The sequence below is a fragment of the Fusicatenibacter saccharivorans genome (assembly GCF_027667425.1).
In the GTDB taxonomy this organism is placed as follows: Bacteria; Bacillota; Clostridia; order Lachnospirales; family Lachnospiraceae; genus Fusicatenibacter; species Fusicatenibacter saccharivorans.
In genome coordinates this window covers 75,421-91,304 of sequence record NZ_JAQEGR010000003.1, presented here as the reverse complement: position 1 = coordinate 91,304, position 15,884 = coordinate 75,421, and the positions used below count along the sequence as shown (strand labels likewise).

Here is a 15,884-nt window from a genome sequence, read left to right as displayed (position 1 = left end):
AAAAATCTCACCTTGCGCCATGATGTCGTAAAGTTTCAAAACACAAAAAGGCAGCCATTTTCAGGCTGCCGAACATTCTCAACTCTTATCATCTTCTACTATTTTATCAATTTTTTAATTTCTCTATAAAATTGTAATACCATAAAAACAAGCAATAAAAAAGTTTCCATACTAATACAACTCCACCTATCATACCTCCAATCAGCATTTGAAACACCAACATGGCAATGGTACTTCCTACATCTCTGTTTCTTGGAACAATCCATATCTGCATCTTACGGATTCCAAAAGGAATCCCTACCAGTATCCATAACTTTAAGTAATCACAAGTCCCTGCTTCTACGCAAAATGGATAAAAAATCACTGTCCACAGGAATACCTCTGTCACAAAAATCATACGGCAAAAAATTTCCTGCCTCATTTTCCCCATCCTCCTCCATATAAATCATAGTTTACTTCTGCCTGATAGTAATGATTGATTGTCAGAACCGAATTATAAAGTGCAGTTAAAAGATAGGACTTAATATTCCCGACTTTCGTTGTATTTTTATTCAGGCAAAAACAAACATACTCAATATGGGCATGTGTCAACTTCATAAACTGGCTTTTTACCAGTGATACTAATTTATCTTCTCCAGCAATCCGGATTTTCCCTTGATCCGGCATAACCATAACTTCTACCATCAGTTCCACTAACTCATCTACTTCTTCTCTTGCATGTGGAGTATCATTCCGGAAACATTCATACGAAATGTTTTCCCGAATTATTTCTCGATATGTATTCCTCTGCTCAACCTCATCTATCGTTTTTTCTTTTTCCGGATAGATAAGATTTGATAGGATATTACTACTCTCTGTTTCATTATTCTCTGTCTTGTTAATATCAGTATTATTAGATTGTGATTTTGGACATTCTTGAATTGTGGTTTTCACAACTCCTGAATTGTGATTTTCATCATTCTGGAATTGTGATTTTGGAAACTCTTGAATTGTGGTTTTCACAACTCTTGAATTGTGATTTTCACAATTCTGGAAGTTTTCTTCTCCAAATTCTTCATTTTCCTGCATTTTTATCTCCATATTTTCTAAAATTTCCTTCTCACCGTTCAAATATGGCTCCTTTTCCAATTCTTCTGTTCCTATGTCTATGGGTTCCACATCTTCTGAATTGTGATTTTCATCATTCTGGAATTGTGATTTTGGACATTCCTGAATTGTGGTTTTCACAACTCCTGAATTGTGATTTTCACAATTCTGCAAATCAGACATATCCCCATTTTCTTCGTCATTTTTCTGAACCAAGAAATTTTTCACATAAATTACATTTGGTCTGCCAAGCCCCAAACGTTTTTTTTCAATCAATCCAATCCCTTTTTCACTGTCCAATTCTTTCAATAATTTTACCGCTTTTTGTGTTCCGCAGTTTAATAATTCTGCAATTTCCTCTACGGTAAAAATAATGTACACCCGTTCTTCTTCATCCAGCCAATGATTTTTCATACTGAGGCTCATACGGTCTAATAATAGACCGTAGAGTACCTTCGCTTCACAAGAAAGCTCTTTAAAACATTCTGCAGTGAACAGAATTTTGGGAACACGGTAAAAACTGTACTGCTCTGCCTCCATTCCCCTATAATAATCAAATTGTATCTTCTCCATGCTCCAATTCCTCCTCTCTGCCATTTTTCCATTGTTCCAGCAAGGTATAAATTACATTCTCTATCTCTTGTTTTGTATACGCAGGTGGAAAGTAACTGCTGATTTTCTTCGCTGAAATCGTTACTCCATTCCCGCTATTTTTCTTTTTTAATAGCAGTCCATATATGGCATTTCCGTCCAGTTTTTTCTCTTCACTAAACATCTTGATTGCTTCTGCCTGTGCCGCTGTTGGAATAATTTCACAATTTCTCACTGCCTCCAAAACAAGCTCCTGTTCTTCCCTTGTAAGATAAGACAGTTTTTCTCCTACAATCATAGGAACTCTCTTCACATCAACAAGATCTAATAGTCCGCTGATTAAATTTGCCAGACGAATATATCTCTGAACGGTTCTTCCGCTGTCACCTGCTGTTTCTCCTACCATTTCAGCAGTATATTTTTCCCCTTTACTTCCCTGATGTTTCAATGCCTCATACTTCATTTTATAAGCGAATGCTTTTTCACTTGGCAGAATATCCTCTCTTTGGATATTAGTATCTACCATAAGCACCGTTGCAGTATCATCATCTATATCACGAATAATAACAGGCATTTCTTCTAACCCGGCAAGTTCACAGGCTCTCCACCTGCGATGCCCTGCTACTACCTCATATCCGCCATCTGGATAAGGGCGGACGATCCCCGGCATCAAAATCCCATATTGCTTGACGCTCTCTACGGTTTCTTCCATTTTTTCATCATCCAGCACATGAAACGGGTGATTTTTAAATGGGTGCAGTAAATCAATCGGAACAGAAGTAACTACCTCACCACTTACTGGTTCTTCCTTACCAAACAAATCATCAAAAGAAGAAAGTTTTACTTTTTCTGCGCTCTTACTCCTCATGTGCAAGCACCTCCTCTGTCAGACAAACATATCCTTTTGCTACTATTCCTCTCGGATCATGCAGATAAATACTCTTTCCTTCTGCTGTTGTTTCTGCAGCCCGAACAGACAGAGGAATACAATTCTTAAAAATATGTACTCTTGTTCCGTATACCTGCCGGATTTGTTCGGCTATATCTCTTGCAAAATTTGTTCTTCGGTCAACCTTTGTAAATAAAATTCCCATGATAGAAAGCTGTGGATTTAATTTTCTGTGTACTCTCCCAATCGTTTTAATCAACTGCTGAAGTCCCTTTACCGGAAGATACGCTGCTTCTACCGGGATCAACACGTAATCAGACGCTACCAGTGCATTGATTGTAATCATTCCCAATGACGGCATACAATCAATCAAAATATAGTCATACTGTGCCTTCACTGTATCAAGATATTGTTTTAATATCATTTCTCTGCTCATCACATTCACCAGCGCAGTTTCTAATCCTGCCAGTTCAATATTCGCCGGAATAAAGGCAATGCCTTCATCATGCCATATAATCCCCTCATTTGGTTCAACATCTTCATCATTGATTACTTTTTCCATGATTGTTACTAAGGTAACTTCCAACTCGTCCGGCTCCTGTATCCCTAAACTTGCAGCCATACTTCCCTGTGCGTCGGCTTCTATTAAAAGAACTCTTTTTCCTTCTCTTGCTAAGCCAATCCCTAAATTGACACAAGTTGTTGTCTTTCCAACTCCACCTTTTTGATTTGCGATTGCGATTACTTTACACATACTTATCTTCCGCCTTTCTTTTCTTCTATCTCTGCGTACATACGAAAATATTTTGTAGTTCCTTTATTGGAAAACAGGTCAGATACCTGCAGCACCGCTATCTGAGGGTGCTGCTCCAACTTTTCCCGAAACCATCGAATATCTGATTTTGTTCCCTGAACTCTGACTTTTAACATGCTTCTTCTCCTCTAAAAGCAATATTCCGGATAACGAATTTTGATTGCCTCCCAAAAGTATCTTGCATATCCACAACAAAATAACTCCTCCGGTGTATATCCTGCATACTCCTGTAATTTTCCTTCTTCACTTTCATAATCATATACGCTTGGTGTACCATTACAGTATAAATTAAAAGCCATACGGACAATCCTTACGCTGCCACTGGTCTGCCAGCCCTCTTGAAGACATTCTGTCTTTACATATCCTGTTCTCAAATCGTAAATACGATCTATATTAACTCTTGTATCTTCACTAATCCCAAGACAATAAATCAGGGCTTTGTGATACACATCTTGATGACGGCATTTTTTCATATATGTTTGATAAAATTCTTTGTGTTTCTCATTTTTGAAGATAATTGTGTTTGTAATTTCTGTTTCTGCTCTTAACGCTGTGTTATTCATGTTTTTCCCTCCATTTTGAAATTCTTGACCATAACAAAAAGGACACTTCTCTAAAATTTCTCTTAGAAAAGTGTCCTCATAGTACAAAAATATTGCTTTGGCTTTATTGGGCTATTTAAAATCATTTATTTTAGCCCATTAAGGAGGTTCAATTTGTCGTACTCTTGTCGTACTCCATACCAAAAAGTCCATATTTTTAAATCTTATATTAGATTTTTAATACAGCTTTGCACCTGCTGGAATTCTATCATCTACCATCAGTAAATTTAATCCCTCTCTACCATCTTCCTCATGTACTGCTGAAATCAGCATACCTTCAGAATCAATTCCCATCATCTTTCTTGGTGGTAAATTAACAATAGCAATCGCTGTTTTTCCGACCAGTGTTTCCGGTTCATAATATTCGTGAATACCGCTTAAAATCGTGCGTTTACGGTCTGTTCCGTCATTCAAAGTGAACTTCAATAACTTCTTACTTTTTGGAACTGCCTCACATGCTTCAATCTTTACCGCACGAAAATCTGACTTGCTGAAAGTGTCAAAGTCAACCGTTTCCTCAAAAAGCGGTTCAATCTTTACATTAGAAAAATCAATTTTTTCTGCCGATTTTTCTTCTGTTTTTACCTGTGTTGCGTTGTTTGCTTCGTTCTTCGCAGCGCCCTGTGACTTCATTGTCGGGAAGAGCAGCACGTCTCTGATTGCCTCAGCTCCTGTCAGAAGCATACACATACGGTCAATGCCGAATCCAATACCACCGGTCGGCGGCATACCGATCTCCAATGCATTCATGAAGTCTTCATCTGTTGTATTGGCTTCATCATCGCCCTGTGCAAGCAGTTCTTCCTGGGCTTTAAAACGTTCTCTCTGGTCGATCGGGTCGTTCAGCTCAGAGTAAGCATTTGCCATTTCCCATCCATTCATGAAGAACTCGAAACGCTCTACATATTCTGGATTTTCTGGCTTTTTCTTCGTCAGCGGCGAGATCTCAACCGGGTGGTCCATAACGAACGTCGGCTGAAGCAGATGCTCCTCTACAAACTCCTCAAAGAAGAGATTCAGGATATCACCTTTTTTATGTCTCTCTTCAAACTCAATATGATGCTCTTTTGCAAGTTCTCTTGCCTGCTCCAGAGTCTCAACTTCATTCCAGTCAACGCCTGCGTACTTCTTCACTGCGTCAACCATTGTGATACGCTCGAACGGCTTACCGAGATCCATCGGGATTCCTTTGTATACGATCTGTGTCGTTCCGAGCACTTCCTGTGCGACAAAACGATACAGGTTCTCTGTCAGATCCATCATGCCGTGGTAATCTGTAAATGCCTGGTAAAGCTCCATCAGAGTGAACTCCGGGTTATGTCTTGTATCAAGACCCTCATTACGGAATACACGTCCGATCTCATATACCTTCTCGAGTCCTCCGACAATCAGTCTCTTCAGGTACAGCTCCAGGGAAATACGAAGCTTCAGATCTTCGTTCAGGGCATTGAAATGTGTCTCGAACGGTCTTGCTGCTGCTCCACCTGCGTTCTGTACAAGCATTGGAGTCTCAACTTCCATAAATCCTTCTCCGCTTAAGTACTTGCGGATCGCACTGAGAATCTTGGAACGCTTGATAAAGGTATCTTTAGACTCTGTGTTCATGATCAGGTCTACATATCTCTGACGGTAACGGGTATCTACATCTGTCAGACCGTGGAACTTCTCCGGGAGGATCTGTAAGCTCTTGGAGAGGAGTGTCACCTTCTCTGCATGGATAGAAATCTCACCTGTTCTTGTTCTGAAAGCAAATCCTTCCACTCCGAAGATATCACCGATATCAGATTTTTTAAAATCAGCGTAAGACTCTGTTCCGATCGCATCTCTTGCAACGTATACCTGGATGTTTCCCTGTAAATCCTGGATATTGCAGAAAGATGCCTTGCCCATGACTCTCTTAAACATCATACGTCCTGCAATTGCCACATGGATCGGGCTTGCGTCCATGATATTTCTTCTCTCTTCGTAATCCTTTTTAAGAGCTTCTTTCGCCTGCTCCTCATCCATTCCCTCTACGTTCGGCTCCTGGCGGTCTTTTAACAGCTCAGTCTCATGTGCCTCGTAAAGACCTTTCACCTCAAGCGAATGATGTGTCTGATCGAACTTTGTAATCTGGAACGGGTCTCTTCCGTTCTGCTGCAGCTCTGCAAGTTTCTCGCGGCGAACCTTCAGTAAGTGGTTAATATCCTGTTCCTGTGTCTGCTGTGCCAATCTCTTCACTCCCTTTTCTTTGTATTTTTTAGATATTTCTCTGGATAGAAAGTACTTTGTACTGCATAATTCCGGCCGGTGTTTCTACATCGACAATATCATCCTTGTGCGCGCCGATCAGAGCTTTTCCCACCGGAGACTCGTTGGAAATTTTTCCTTCCAGGCTGTTTGCTTCGGTGGAGCCAACGATCTGGAACTCGATTTCCTCGTCATACTCCAGATCCAGTACGTCTACTTTACATCCGATATTGATCTTATCGGAATCTACTTCGTCCTCAACAACAACCTCTGCGTTTTTCAGGATTTTTTCGATCTCTTCAATTCTTGCCTCGATGTCACGCTGCTCATCTTTGGCTGCATCGTACTCGGCGTTCTCGGAAAGGTCTCCCTGCTCTCTTGCTTCTTTGATTTTACCGGCAATTTCTCTACGTTTGTTTACTTTGAGATCATGAAGCTCGTCCTCCAGTTTTTTCAGGCCGGCATAGGTAAGAATCGTTTTTTTCTGTTCCATTTTATACACCCTTTCTATCGTTTCTGTATCCAGTCATATCTGATTTTATTCTGTAAACTCTCCGGAAATGCGCTGTATTTTCAGTATTCCCGGTTGAAATAAGGATAGACTCCGCCTATCCTAACAATTAAAGTAGTATAAAGGATTGCCCACGGAATGTCAAGAAAAAAAGAAACGCAGGAAAGATTTTCTTTTTCACAAATCCTTCCTGCATCTTTCTCTTATTTTTCCTTTATTTTTCGGATGAGCTTCCTGTCAGTGCTTTCTTTTTCCAATTTCCTTTTTTATAGAAAATCAGCGTCAGAAGCGCACCCATGCACCAGCTTACCAGCATGGAAATCCAGAGTACCTGATATCGTCCGTTTGGCAGCTCCGGCGTTCTGGTCAGAAAGGCCAGACCGTATGCCAGCGGCACACGGATTACAACGGTAACAACCATCGAAATCCACATCGGGGTCATCGTATCGCCTGCTCCACGCATGACGCCGGAAAGCGACTGTGTTATTGCCATGGCAATATAGCCGACCGCAAGGATCTTCATCATATTGGCACTTAATGTTACGAGCTCTGTGGTATTCGTAAAGATTCCCATCAGATGATGGCCGAAAATAACAATTAAAAGGGTAATGGTCGTTGAGGTTCCGACTGCAATCAGTGTTCCCTGTTTTGCGCCCTGCTCTACGCGGTCCATACGGCGTGCACCGACATTCTGACCGGCATACGTTGTCATCGCGGTACCAAACGAAAAGTTCGGCATCATTGCAAAGCCATCGACACGCATGATGATAACATTCGCGGCGATAACCATTTCACCGAAGCTGTTGGTCAGCGACTGTACGATAACCATCGCCATGGAGAAGATCGCCTGGGTAATACCGGACGGCAGACCAAGGCGGATAATTTCCATCGAATACTGTTTTTTCATTTTCAGATATTTGGGTCTGAAATCAAAAATGTCGGTCATACGCATCAGACGCCACATGCAGAGTACTGCAGAAATTGCCTGCGCAATCACGGTCGCGTATGCAACTCCGGCAACGCCCATGTGGAACTGGGAAACGAATACAATATCCAATACAATATTGATGACCGTTGCCACCAGCAGATAAATCAGCGCCGAAATCGAATCGCCGAGTCCGCGAAGGATACCACATAGAATGTTATAGTACGCACTGCCGGCACAGCCCACCATCAGGATCACCAGATACGAGGTACACCAGTCGATGATAGAATCCGGTGTTTTCAGCATTTCCAGCAGCGGCCTTGAGAGGACGGCTCCCAGAATCATAATAATGATGGAGGAAATTGCTGTCAGCGTGACGCAGTTTCCGATCGTCATCGAAAGCTCTTTTCTTTGTTTTGCTCCAAAATACTGCGACACCATGACGCCGGCGCCGACGGAAATTCCGACGAACAGAACCAGAAGCAGGTTTAAGATCGGGCTGGCGCTTCCAACTGCCGCAAGCGCGTTGTCCCCGACATATTTTCCGATTACAATACTGTCAACCGTGTTGTAGAGCTGCTGGGCAATGTTGCCGATCAGCATAGGGATTGTAAAAGCTACAATCTTTTCCCACGGCTTTCCCACCGTCATGTCGGACGGTGCGAAAAGTTCCTTCATAGTCATACACTACACTCCCTCTTTTGTGTTTTTTGTCCCAATACCTCTGTTTATCAGTATAGCACAGAAAAAGCACCCATGATATATCAATATTGGCATATCATAGGTACTTTTTTGACTTATTTTTTATCCTCGTTCCCACTCATTCAGCATCTGTTCCAGCGCCTGCAGGCTCTCCACCTGATTGATCGCCGCGCGCAGCTTTGCCGAATGCGGAAAGCCTGCCGTATACCATGCAACATGCTTGCGCATCTCGCGGATGCCGATCGCGCCGCCTTTGTATTCCACCTGCATCCGTGCATGGCGGAGCATCATTTCTTTTACCTCATGCTGGGTCGGCCTTGCAAGCGTTTCGCCTGTTTCCATATAATGAAGAATCTGTTTAAAAATCCACGGATTTCCTTCCGCGCCGCGTCCGATCATGATTCCGTCACAGCCGGTCTGCTCCACCAGTGCCTCGGCACTTGCCGCATCTGTCACATCGCCGTTTCCGATAACCGGAATCGATACTGCCTCTTTTACCCGGCGGATAATATCCCAGTCTGCTTTTCCGGAATAAAACTGCGCTCTCGTTCTTCCATGAACCGCAATTGCAGCCACTCCGCAGTCCTCGAGGATCTTCGCAATTTCCACAGCATTCGCCGATTCTTCGTTAAAGCCCTTTCGAATTTTAACTGTCACCGGCTTTTTCACTGCCTTTACCATACCGGTCACAATCTTCCGCACCAGCGCAGGATCCTTCATCAGCGCGGAGCCCTCGCCGTTGTTGACGACCTTCGGCACCGGGCAGCCCATGTTAAAATCCAGAATGTCAAACGGCCGCTCCTCGATCTGTGCGGCAATCTGCGCCAGAATTTCCGGATCACTGCCAAAAAGCTGGAGCGATACAGGATGTTCACCCGGATGAATCGTCATCAGATCCTCGGTATTTTTGTTCTTATACAGAATCGCCTTCGCGCTGACCATCTCCATACAGATCAGGCCTGCTCCCTGCTCCTTGCAGAGAACGCGGAACGGCAGATCCGTCACACCTGCCATCGGTGCGAGCACGAGCGGATTTTGCATTTCCACATTTCCGATTTTCAGCGGAGACATCGTCTGGAGCGTACGTTTCTTACTTTCCATCCGGCTTCTCTCCGTCTTCTTCTGCGAACGCTTCCTCCGGCACTTCCTCGCCGAGGAAGAAAACGCGGTAATACAGCTCCAGAGATTCCAGCAGATCCTTTTTCTCCTCCTGATACTGCTTGATCCGCAGCGCACCGCCGATCTCATCGTACATCGCATCCGCATCTACAGCCTCTGTTTCGAACTGCAGACTGCCGTCACTGTCAAACCACATGGTGAAAATGCCGCCGATTTCCACGGTGAACATAACGCACATGATATGAAGCTCATCCTGCACGGACTGCGGCAGGGATGCAAAATCCTGGTTAAAATAATATTTCTGCTCATACGCACTCGCTCCGCAGAGCACTACTTTTTCATCATCTGAATACATATATTTTCCTTTCCTGATCCAAGTTTTTTATACATAACTGTACAGGCCGCGCACTGAAACCTCGCCGGAATGCACTTCCGCGATCGTTCCATCCTCTTTTCTCACACGCAGCTCACCCGTCGACGTGATGCCGAGCGCCACACCCTCGAACGGCTCTTTCGGATCCAGCACACGCACCGGCTGATCCTTATTTGCAAGTACAGCCTCATAGGCTTCCTGCAGCGCCGAGAGATCTCCCGCCTCCAGGAATTTTTCGTAATTCTCCTCGAACGCCTCCAGCACCGCTGCGACTATTTTCGCCCGATTGACCGGATGCCCCATTTCGATCGCCAGTGACGTCGCGATCTCAGCAATTTCTTCCGGAAACTCCGTCTGGTTCACATTGATTCCCGTTCCAATGACGACATAATTGATGTAATCGATCTGTGCACTCATCTCGGTTAAGATTCCGCAGAGCTTTTTCCCGTTCAGCACCGCATCGTTCGGCCACTTAATTCTCGTGTCGACGCCGAGCGCTCTCTGTACCCCCTGCACAACAGCAAGTCCCATCACAATCGTCAGCATCGGCGCTTTGGCCGGCTCGAGATCCGGGTACAGCAGGAGGGACATCGAAACGGAAGTTCCCTCCGGCGATTTCCAGACTCTTCCGCGGCGGCCTTTTCCAGCGGTCTGCGTCTCGGCCGTTGTCAGTGTACCGTTCGGCGCTCCTTCTTCCGCCAGGCGCTTCGCCCACGTATTTGTCGAATCTACTTCATGGCTGTAATAGACCGTCTGTCCAACATATTTCGTATGCGTGCGGCTTTCCAGCTCGTCCTTCGTCATCAGATCCGGCTCGTTCAGCAGACGGTAACCTTTATTCTGTACCGCCTCGATCTCGTATCCTTCCTCTTTTAACTGATTCATGATCTTCCACACTGCAGTACGGGAAATTCCAAAATGTTCACACAAATCCTGACCCGAAACATTTTCTCCTGATTCTCGCAGAAGGCGCAGTGTCTCAGCTCTTTTATTTTCCAGCATATGATATCTTCACACTCCTCACATAAACCAACAGCAGCGCTGCGAAAGACGTGCTCCGCAGCGCTGCTGTACGTGTCTTGCCATTCTTCTATTATACACAGTCTGTTCCGGTTTTTCCACCAGAAAGTTTATGCACCAAGCGTTGCTGCCATCACAGCTTTGATCGTGTGCATGCGGTTCTCTGCTTCCTCGAAGACTCTCGACTGTGCGGACTCAAATACCTCATCGGTAACTTCCATCTCATCCAGTCCGTAACGGTCGTGGATCTCTTTTCCAATCTTTGTTTTCAGATCGTGGAACGACGGCAGGCAGTGCAGGAATACCGCGGTATCCTTGGCATTTGCCATTGCTTCTTTTGTCACGCGGTACGGAGTCAGATCGTGGATTCTCTCCTCCCATACGCTGTCCGGCTCACCCATGGATACCCAGACATCCGTATAGATAACATCGGCGTCTTTCGTTCCCTCTTTTACATCCTCGGTGAGGGTGATGGTTGCGCCGCTCTCCTTTGCATACTCTTCACACTGTGCAACGAGTTCCGCGTTCGGGAAGTATTTCTTCGGTGCGCAGGCTACAAAATCCATACCCATTTTTGCAGATGCAATCATCAGGGAATTTCCCATGTTGTAGCGGGCGTCGCCCATGTAAACGAGTTTGATGCCTTTTAAGTGGCCGAACTCTTCCTGGATTGTCAGCATATCGGCGAGCATCTGGGTCGGGTGGTACTCGTTGGTCAGTCCGTTCCATACCGGGACTTTGGAATATTTTGCCAGCTCCTCTACGATCTCCTGGCCGAATCCACGGTACTCAATTCCCTCATACATTCCTGCAAGAACGCGGGCCGTATCTTTGATGCTCTCTTTTTTACCGATCTGGGAACCGGTCGGGTCAAGATAGGTGGTTCCCATGCCGAGATCATGTGCGGCTACTTCGAAGGAACAGCGGGTTCTGGTGCTGGTTTTCTCGAAGATCAGCGCAACGTTTTTACCGCGCAGGGTGTCCACCGGAATGCCTTTCTTTTTCTTATCCTTCAGCTCTGCGGACAGATCCAGCAGATAGGAAATCTCTTCCGGGGTGAAATCCTTTAATGTCAGAAAATCGCGTCCTTTTAAATCCATGGTGTGTTCCTCCTTAAATATATCGGTATGTAATGTATTTTTATCGCTTAAGATGGTTTCTATTATGAAACAGGCCGGCGCATCTGTCAAGGGGTGAAATGTATATTTTTACGTATTTTACTTGTATTATTCATAATATATGTATTTTTATACATTTTTATTCTGTTATTCTTACCGGCAACTACAGAATCTGCCAGTGGCAGCTCCCTCCGGATGCAGAGCAATAAAAAATTCTCCCGTGTCCGGCATGATGCGTTTCACGGGAGAATCCTGCTTTTTTATTTCTGTCCTTCTTTCCCTGCCGGGCCTTTCTGCTCTTCCACGATTCCCTTGAATGTGGTAGCCAGACTTGCCAGTCCCTGCAGATCGGACGGAACAACAATCTTCGTTGCTTTTCCATTCGCCAGAACACCAAGTGCCTCGAGACTCTTTAAGGTAAGAACCGCATCGTCAGCACCTGCCTCTTTGATGGCACGGATACCATCGGCATTTGCCTGCTGTACTTTGAGGATCGCCTCCGCCTGGCCTTCTGCCTCGCGGATTCGTTTCTCTTTTTCTGCCTCAGCACGAAGAATCGCTGCCTGCTTCTCTGCCTCTGCATCCAGGATCGCAGACTGTTTTTTACCTTCGGCAACCAGGATGGTCGATTTTTTCTCACCTTCTGCAATCAGGATTGCTTCACGGCGTTCACGCTCTGCTTTCATCTGTTTCTCCATGGCTTCCTGAATGGCTGCCGGAGGCATGATGTTTTTCAGCTCAACACGGTTGACTTTAATGCCCCACGGGTCGGTTGCGATATCGAGAGCTGCCTGCATCTTCGTGTTGATAATCTCACGGGATGTCAGTGTTTCGTCCAGCTCCAGATCTCCGATGATGTTTCGAAGTGTCGTTGCGGTCAGGTTTTCAATGGCCATCAGCGGATTTACAACACCGTATGCGAACAGCTTCGGATCGGTAATCTGGAAAAATACGACCGTATCAATCTGCATCGTAACGTTATCTTTTGTAATGACCGGCTGCGGCGGGAAATCCACCACCTGCTCTTTTAAGTTCACGCGGATTGCCACGCGCTCGATAAACGGAACCTTAAAATGAAGACCGGTTGCCCAGGTGCCTTTGTATTTTCCAAGACTCTCAACAACGTAAGCACTGGCCTGCGGCACGATCTTCACACACGATGCTGCAATAAACAGTACAATCACAAGAAGAAAAATCATTAAAATTCCTGCAATTCCTCCACCACTCATGTTTCATTTCCTCCTTCTTTTTCTTTGACCTTTACAATCAGCTTGACGCCTTCCACACGGAGCACTTCCACCACGGTCTCTTTCGGGATAATGCCTCCTTCGCTTTCCGTTCTCGCAGTCCAGGTGTTTCCGCCCAGCGATACCTTTCCGGTGCCTGCCAGGTTGGAAATCTCTTCTGCGACGATCCCTTCCATTCCAATCACGCGGTCTACATTTGTTTTTAAGGTATCCTTATTCAGGAAACGGACGGCTACAGGACGTGTAAAAATCAGAAGTATCAGCGATACAACAAGAAAGCAGACCATCTGAATTACAAATCCGGCTCCGCACATAGCTGCGATCAGAGCAATCAGGGCGCCGCCCGCAAACCAGATGGTTGCCAGACCTAACGTTGCCGCCTCAATCACCAGCAAAACCACAAGCGCAATCAGCCAGTACACTGCATATTCCATGCTCCTCTCTCCTTTCCGATTTCTTGGCTGTTGGATTCATGATACTATATGAGAATGAAAATAGCAAGCGGAGAGGTGGAATATTCAGAAAAAAGACAGGATTTTAAGAACTGGTCGCACAGAGACAGCGCAGAAAACCCGATCTTCTTATTCTTCCATCACATCTTTTCATTTTAAAACGGCTACAACCATTCTTTACACACTCCTATCTGTTGTGATGCAGTTATAGAAACGAAGAAATTTGTAATGTTTAAAGCGTTCGAAAAAGCAGATTACATTTTCATAACGTTTTGCACCTGTGTGAAGTGAAAGGAATGGCTATAAAAATGAAAAACTGGAAAACAGCTCTTTCAAGAAGGAAATAAAGAAAGGAAATATAAAGACTGATTTTTTATTTATAAACTATCAATTCCAAGGCTTGACATCCATACAAAAACAGCTGCCACAACAAAATACATATGCATCTGTATAAAAAGTACCAAGGTAAATGCTAATAATTTCCAAAACAGCGATTTAATCTGCCTTGTATAACGAATGCACTCTTTTAGTGTCAGTTTTTGTTCTACAAACGGGTTTCTGCTGTATTGCTTTAATATCTTCGCCGCGACACGAATTTTTTTCCCTTGATATGTCATTTCTTCTTTGGCAAGATACATTGCACCAATGAGCAGATGAAAGAAAATCAGATCTCCATATTCTCTGGAAAGATGCTTTTCTTTCAGAAACTGTTCAAAATCAGATGCAATCAAAATCCAGTTTCTCATCAGATTCTTTTTCGGTTGATATGTCAGGGACTGGAGATTTTCACGGTAAAGAACGATGCTCTGTGGGACAAAAGCATATTTCGGATGGCATGCACAGCATCTAAAATTATGTGCCTTGTCTTCGGCGTAACTGTATGGGGGAATCCACAAATCGTGAGACTCCAGAAAAGATTTGCGGTAGAGTTTTCCCCAGTCGTAAGAAAGCGTTCCTTTTTGAAAAAATCCATGAAACCGGAACTCTGCGCTGTCCGGGTTTTCTTTTTCCAGATTACTGCAGCATTTCACTTTTTCGCCATTCGCCCTCCATCTGCGATATGTTCCGATCACAATATCTGCCTGCTCTCTTTCTGCCCGTGCGGCAAGGGAACGTATGGCAGATGAATCGTCCAGCTTGTCGTCTGCATCCAGGAAGAGAAGATATTTTCCTGTTGCTTCTTTTATCCCTGCATTTCTGGCTGCTCCACTGCCTTTATTATTCTGATGAATCACACGGATTCTTGGATCTGCTGCAGCAAGTTCCTCACACATTTGATTGGAACGATCTGTTGAACCGTCATTCACCAAAACAATCTCCAACTCTGAATAGTCCTGTTTTCGTACGCTCTCAACACACTCCGTCAGAAATTTTTCCGCCTGATAGACCGGAATAATCACACTTACCAGTGGATAAAACATCTTTTTTCTTTCCTCTTCTCCTATTCTTTGTACCCAAAATATAGCGGATTTTTAAAGAAACGTCAACTGAACTTTGCTTTCTTTTTGTTTTCATTTACAAATGTCTCAGCGTATTGATTCCTCCATTATTCTATAAAACAAGCTATTTCTCATCCACTCTTTACACCACAGTATATGTTGTGCTAAAGTTATAAAAGGGTCAAACATTTGCACACCCATTCCTATTTTTCCTGAAAACATTTTTCGGATATATTCCGCACGTTGGACATTACTGGCAGTATTCCTACTTAGCAGTTGCATCAATATATGGCTTTGGCGAACAGATCATAAAAAAATACGTTTTATCTGTCTGGATGCTTTTGTCATGTTGTTAATCATGAATCTTGGAAATGGATATATCCATTATTACCAGATGCTATCTTAAATAAAATACCAGAAAATGAGCGGTCCAGTGTATATAATTATGAGACAAGTTCCCAATGGCTGCTGTCTGGACTTGAACCTTATGACAAATACTGTATTACAGCAGACCATTTTTCGATGCTTTCAAATGAAATTTTTCAGCATATTCAAAATTTATTCGAGCACAGAGAGCCTATGTACATAGTAACAGGGCGCAATGTGCAGATTCAAAACCAAATTGTACAAACATATCTGGAAAAAGATTATACTGAATTGTATACCAACAACATTTATACATTATATCAAAAAATTCCTTAAACACTAAATAAATCGTTCTCACTATTAAAGTAAAGAAAAAAATATATCAACTTCTACAAAGAAAA

16 protein-coding genes are annotated in these 15,884 nt (G+C 43.9%); all 16 read right to left on the bottom strand.

Annotation, left to right across the window (positions count from 1 at the left end; translation table 11 throughout):
* Nucleotides 1-106: 106 nt before the first annotated feature.
* Entirely contained in the window at nucleotides 107-421 is a 315-nt protein-coding gene (locus PGS38_RS03885) for a DUF6050 family protein (protein ID WP_270402370.1), read from the bottom strand.
* On the bottom strand, nucleotides 418-1,659 hold the full coding sequence (locus PGS38_RS03880) for a DUF6017 domain-containing protein (protein ID WP_270402371.1): 1,242 nt from the start codon (nucleotides 1,657-1,659) through the stop codon (nucleotides 418-420). Before PGS38_RS03880 ends, PGS38_RS03885 begins: the two co-directional genes overlap by 4 nt.
* The gene (locus tag PGS38_RS03875) at nucleotides 1,640-2,545 is read right to left on the bottom strand and encodes a ParB/RepB/Spo0J family partition protein (protein WP_270402373.1); all 906 of its coding nucleotides are present in this window, start codon (nucleotides 2,543-2,545) and stop codon (nucleotides 1,640-1,642) included. The genes PGS38_RS03880 and PGS38_RS03875 overlap by 20 nt, the downstream gene beginning before the upstream one ends.
* Nucleotides 2,535-3,320 (bottom strand): ParA family protein, encoded by a 786-nt coding sequence (locus tag PGS38_RS03870; RefSeq protein WP_270402374.1) that lies wholly within the window; start codon nucleotides 3,318-3,320, stop codon nucleotides 2,535-2,537. The genes PGS38_RS03875 and PGS38_RS03870 overlap by 11 nt, the downstream gene beginning before the upstream one ends.
* A 2-nt stretch (nucleotides 3,321-3,322) precedes the next feature.
* A complete protein-coding gene (locus PGS38_RS03865) occupies nucleotides 3,323-3,496 on the bottom strand; it encodes a hypothetical protein (protein ID WP_004611644.1) in 174 nt (57 codons plus the stop codon).
* A 12-nt stretch (nucleotides 3,497-3,508) separates the two neighbouring features.
* Nucleotides 3,509-3,943 carry a DUF6075 family protein gene (locus PGS38_RS03860; RefSeq protein ID WP_270402494.1) on the bottom strand — a complete coding sequence of 145 codons (435 nt, stop codon included), beginning with the start codon at nucleotides 3,941-3,943 and terminating at the stop codon, nucleotides 3,509-3,511.
* Nucleotides 3,944-4,159: 216 nt separating this feature from the next.
* Nucleotides 4,160-6,193, bottom strand: a complete 2,034-nt coding sequence (lysS, locus tag PGS38_RS03855) for a lysine--tRNA ligase (RefSeq protein WP_270475951.1) — start codon at nucleotides 6,191-6,193, stop codon at nucleotides 4,160-4,162.
* Between the two features lie 28 nt (nucleotides 6,194-6,221).
* Nucleotides 6,222-6,704: a transcription elongation factor GreA gene (gene greA, locus PGS38_RS03850; RefSeq protein ID WP_022461080.1), complete on the bottom strand. Its 483-nt coding sequence runs from the start codon at nucleotides 6,702-6,704 to the stop codon at nucleotides 6,222-6,224.
* Between the two features lie 232 nt (nucleotides 6,705-6,936).
* Complete coding sequence (locus PGS38_RS03845) at nucleotides 6,937-8,331, bottom strand: MATE family efflux transporter (protein WP_117805257.1); 1,395 nt, start codon at nucleotides 8,329-8,331, stop codon at nucleotides 6,937-6,939.
* 120 nt (nucleotides 8,332-8,451) lie between these two features.
* Entirely contained in the window at nucleotides 8,452-9,450 is a 999-nt protein-coding gene (gene dusB / locus PGS38_RS03840) for a tRNA dihydrouridine synthase DusB (RefSeq protein WP_022461082.1), read from the bottom strand.
* Complete coding sequence (locus PGS38_RS03835; protein ID WP_022461083.1) at nucleotides 9,440-9,823, bottom strand: DUF6145 family protein; 384 nt, start codon at nucleotides 9,821-9,823, stop codon at nucleotides 9,440-9,442. The genes dusB and PGS38_RS03835 overlap by 11 nt, the downstream gene beginning before the upstream one ends.
* A 27-nt stretch (nucleotides 9,824-9,850) precedes the next feature.
* Entirely contained in the window at nucleotides 9,851-10,843 is a 993-nt protein-coding gene (locus PGS38_RS03830) for a biotin--[acetyl-CoA-carboxylase] ligase (RefSeq protein WP_055220867.1), read from the bottom strand.
* 128 nt (nucleotides 10,844-10,971) lie between these two features.
* A complete protein-coding gene (gene argF / locus PGS38_RS03825; protein WP_055220869.1) occupies nucleotides 10,972-11,961 on the bottom strand; it encodes an ornithine carbamoyltransferase in 990 nt (329 codons plus the stop codon).
* Nucleotides 11,962-12,239: 278 nt separating this feature from the next.
* Nucleotides 12,240-13,208, bottom strand: coding sequence for an SPFH domain-containing protein (locus PGS38_RS03820; RefSeq protein WP_022461086.1), 969 nt, complete (start codon nucleotides 13,206-13,208; stop codon nucleotides 12,240-12,242).
* Entirely contained in the window at nucleotides 13,205-13,660 is a 456-nt protein-coding gene (locus tag PGS38_RS03815; protein WP_055220871.1) for an NfeD family protein, read from the bottom strand. Before PGS38_RS03815 ends, PGS38_RS03820 begins: the two co-directional genes overlap by 4 nt.
* A gap of 395 nt (nucleotides 13,661-14,055) precedes the next feature.
* Complete coding sequence (locus PGS38_RS03810) at nucleotides 14,056-15,099, bottom strand: glycosyltransferase family 2 protein (RefSeq protein ID WP_055220873.1); 1,044 nt, start codon at nucleotides 15,097-15,099, stop codon at nucleotides 14,056-14,058.
* Nucleotides 15,100-15,884 lie beyond the last annotated feature (785 nt).

Excerpts from the sequence above, each read along its gene's own strand:
- PGS38_RS03885 (WP_270402370.1), bottom strand. The coding sequence starts at position 421 with ATGAGGCAGGAAATTTTTTGCCGTATGATTTTTGTGACAGAGGTATTC.
- PGS38_RS03880 (WP_270402371.1), bottom strand. The coding sequence starts at position 1,659 with ATGGAGAAGATACAATTTGATTATTATAGGGGAATGGAGGCAGAGCAG.
- PGS38_RS03875 (WP_270402373.1), bottom strand. The coding sequence starts at position 2,545 with ATGAGGAGTAAGAGCGCAGAAAAAGTAAAACTTTCTTCTTTTGATGAT.
- PGS38_RS03870 (WP_270402374.1), bottom strand. The coding sequence starts at position 3,320 with ATGTGTAAAGTAATCGCAATCGCAAATCAAAAAGGTGGAGTTGGAAAG.
- PGS38_RS03865 (WP_004611644.1), bottom strand. The coding sequence starts at position 3,496 with ATGTTAAAAGTCAGAGTTCAGGGAACAAAATCAGATATTCGATGGTTT.
- PGS38_RS03860 (WP_270402494.1), bottom strand. The coding sequence starts at position 3,943 with ATGAATAACACAGCGTTAAGAGCAGAAACAGAAATTACAAACACAATT.
- greA (WP_022461080.1), bottom strand. The coding sequence starts at position 6,704 with ATGGAACAGAAAAAAACGATTCTTACCTATGCCGGCCTGAAAAAACTG.
- PGS38_RS03845 (WP_117805257.1), bottom strand. The coding sequence starts at position 8,331 with ATGACTATGAAGGAACTTTTCGCACCGTCCGACATGACGGTGGGAAAG.
- dusB (WP_022461082.1), bottom strand. The coding sequence starts at position 9,450 with ATGGAAAGTAAGAAACGTACGCTCCAGACGATGTCTCCGCTGAAAATC.
- PGS38_RS03835 (WP_022461083.1), bottom strand. The coding sequence starts at position 9,823 with ATGTATTCAGATGATGAAAAAGTAGTGCTCTGCGGAGCGAGTGCGTAT.
- PGS38_RS03830 (WP_055220867.1), bottom strand. The coding sequence starts at position 10,843 with ATGCTGGAAAATAAAAGAGCTGAGACACTGCGCCTTCTGCGAGAATCA.
- argF (WP_055220869.1), bottom strand. The coding sequence starts at position 11,961 with ATGGATTTAAAAGGACGCGATTTTCTGACATTAAAGGATTTCACCCCG.
- PGS38_RS03820 (WP_022461086.1), bottom strand. The coding sequence starts at position 13,208 with ATGAGTGGTGGAGGAATTGCAGGAATTTTAATGATTTTTCTTCTTGTG.
- PGS38_RS03815 (WP_055220871.1), bottom strand. The coding sequence starts at position 13,660 with ATGGAATATGCAGTGTACTGGCTGATTGCGCTTGTGGTTTTGCTGGTG.
- PGS38_RS03810 (WP_055220873.1), bottom strand. The coding sequence starts at position 15,099 with ATGTTTTATCCACTGGTAAGTGTGATTATTCCGGTCTATCAGGCGGAA.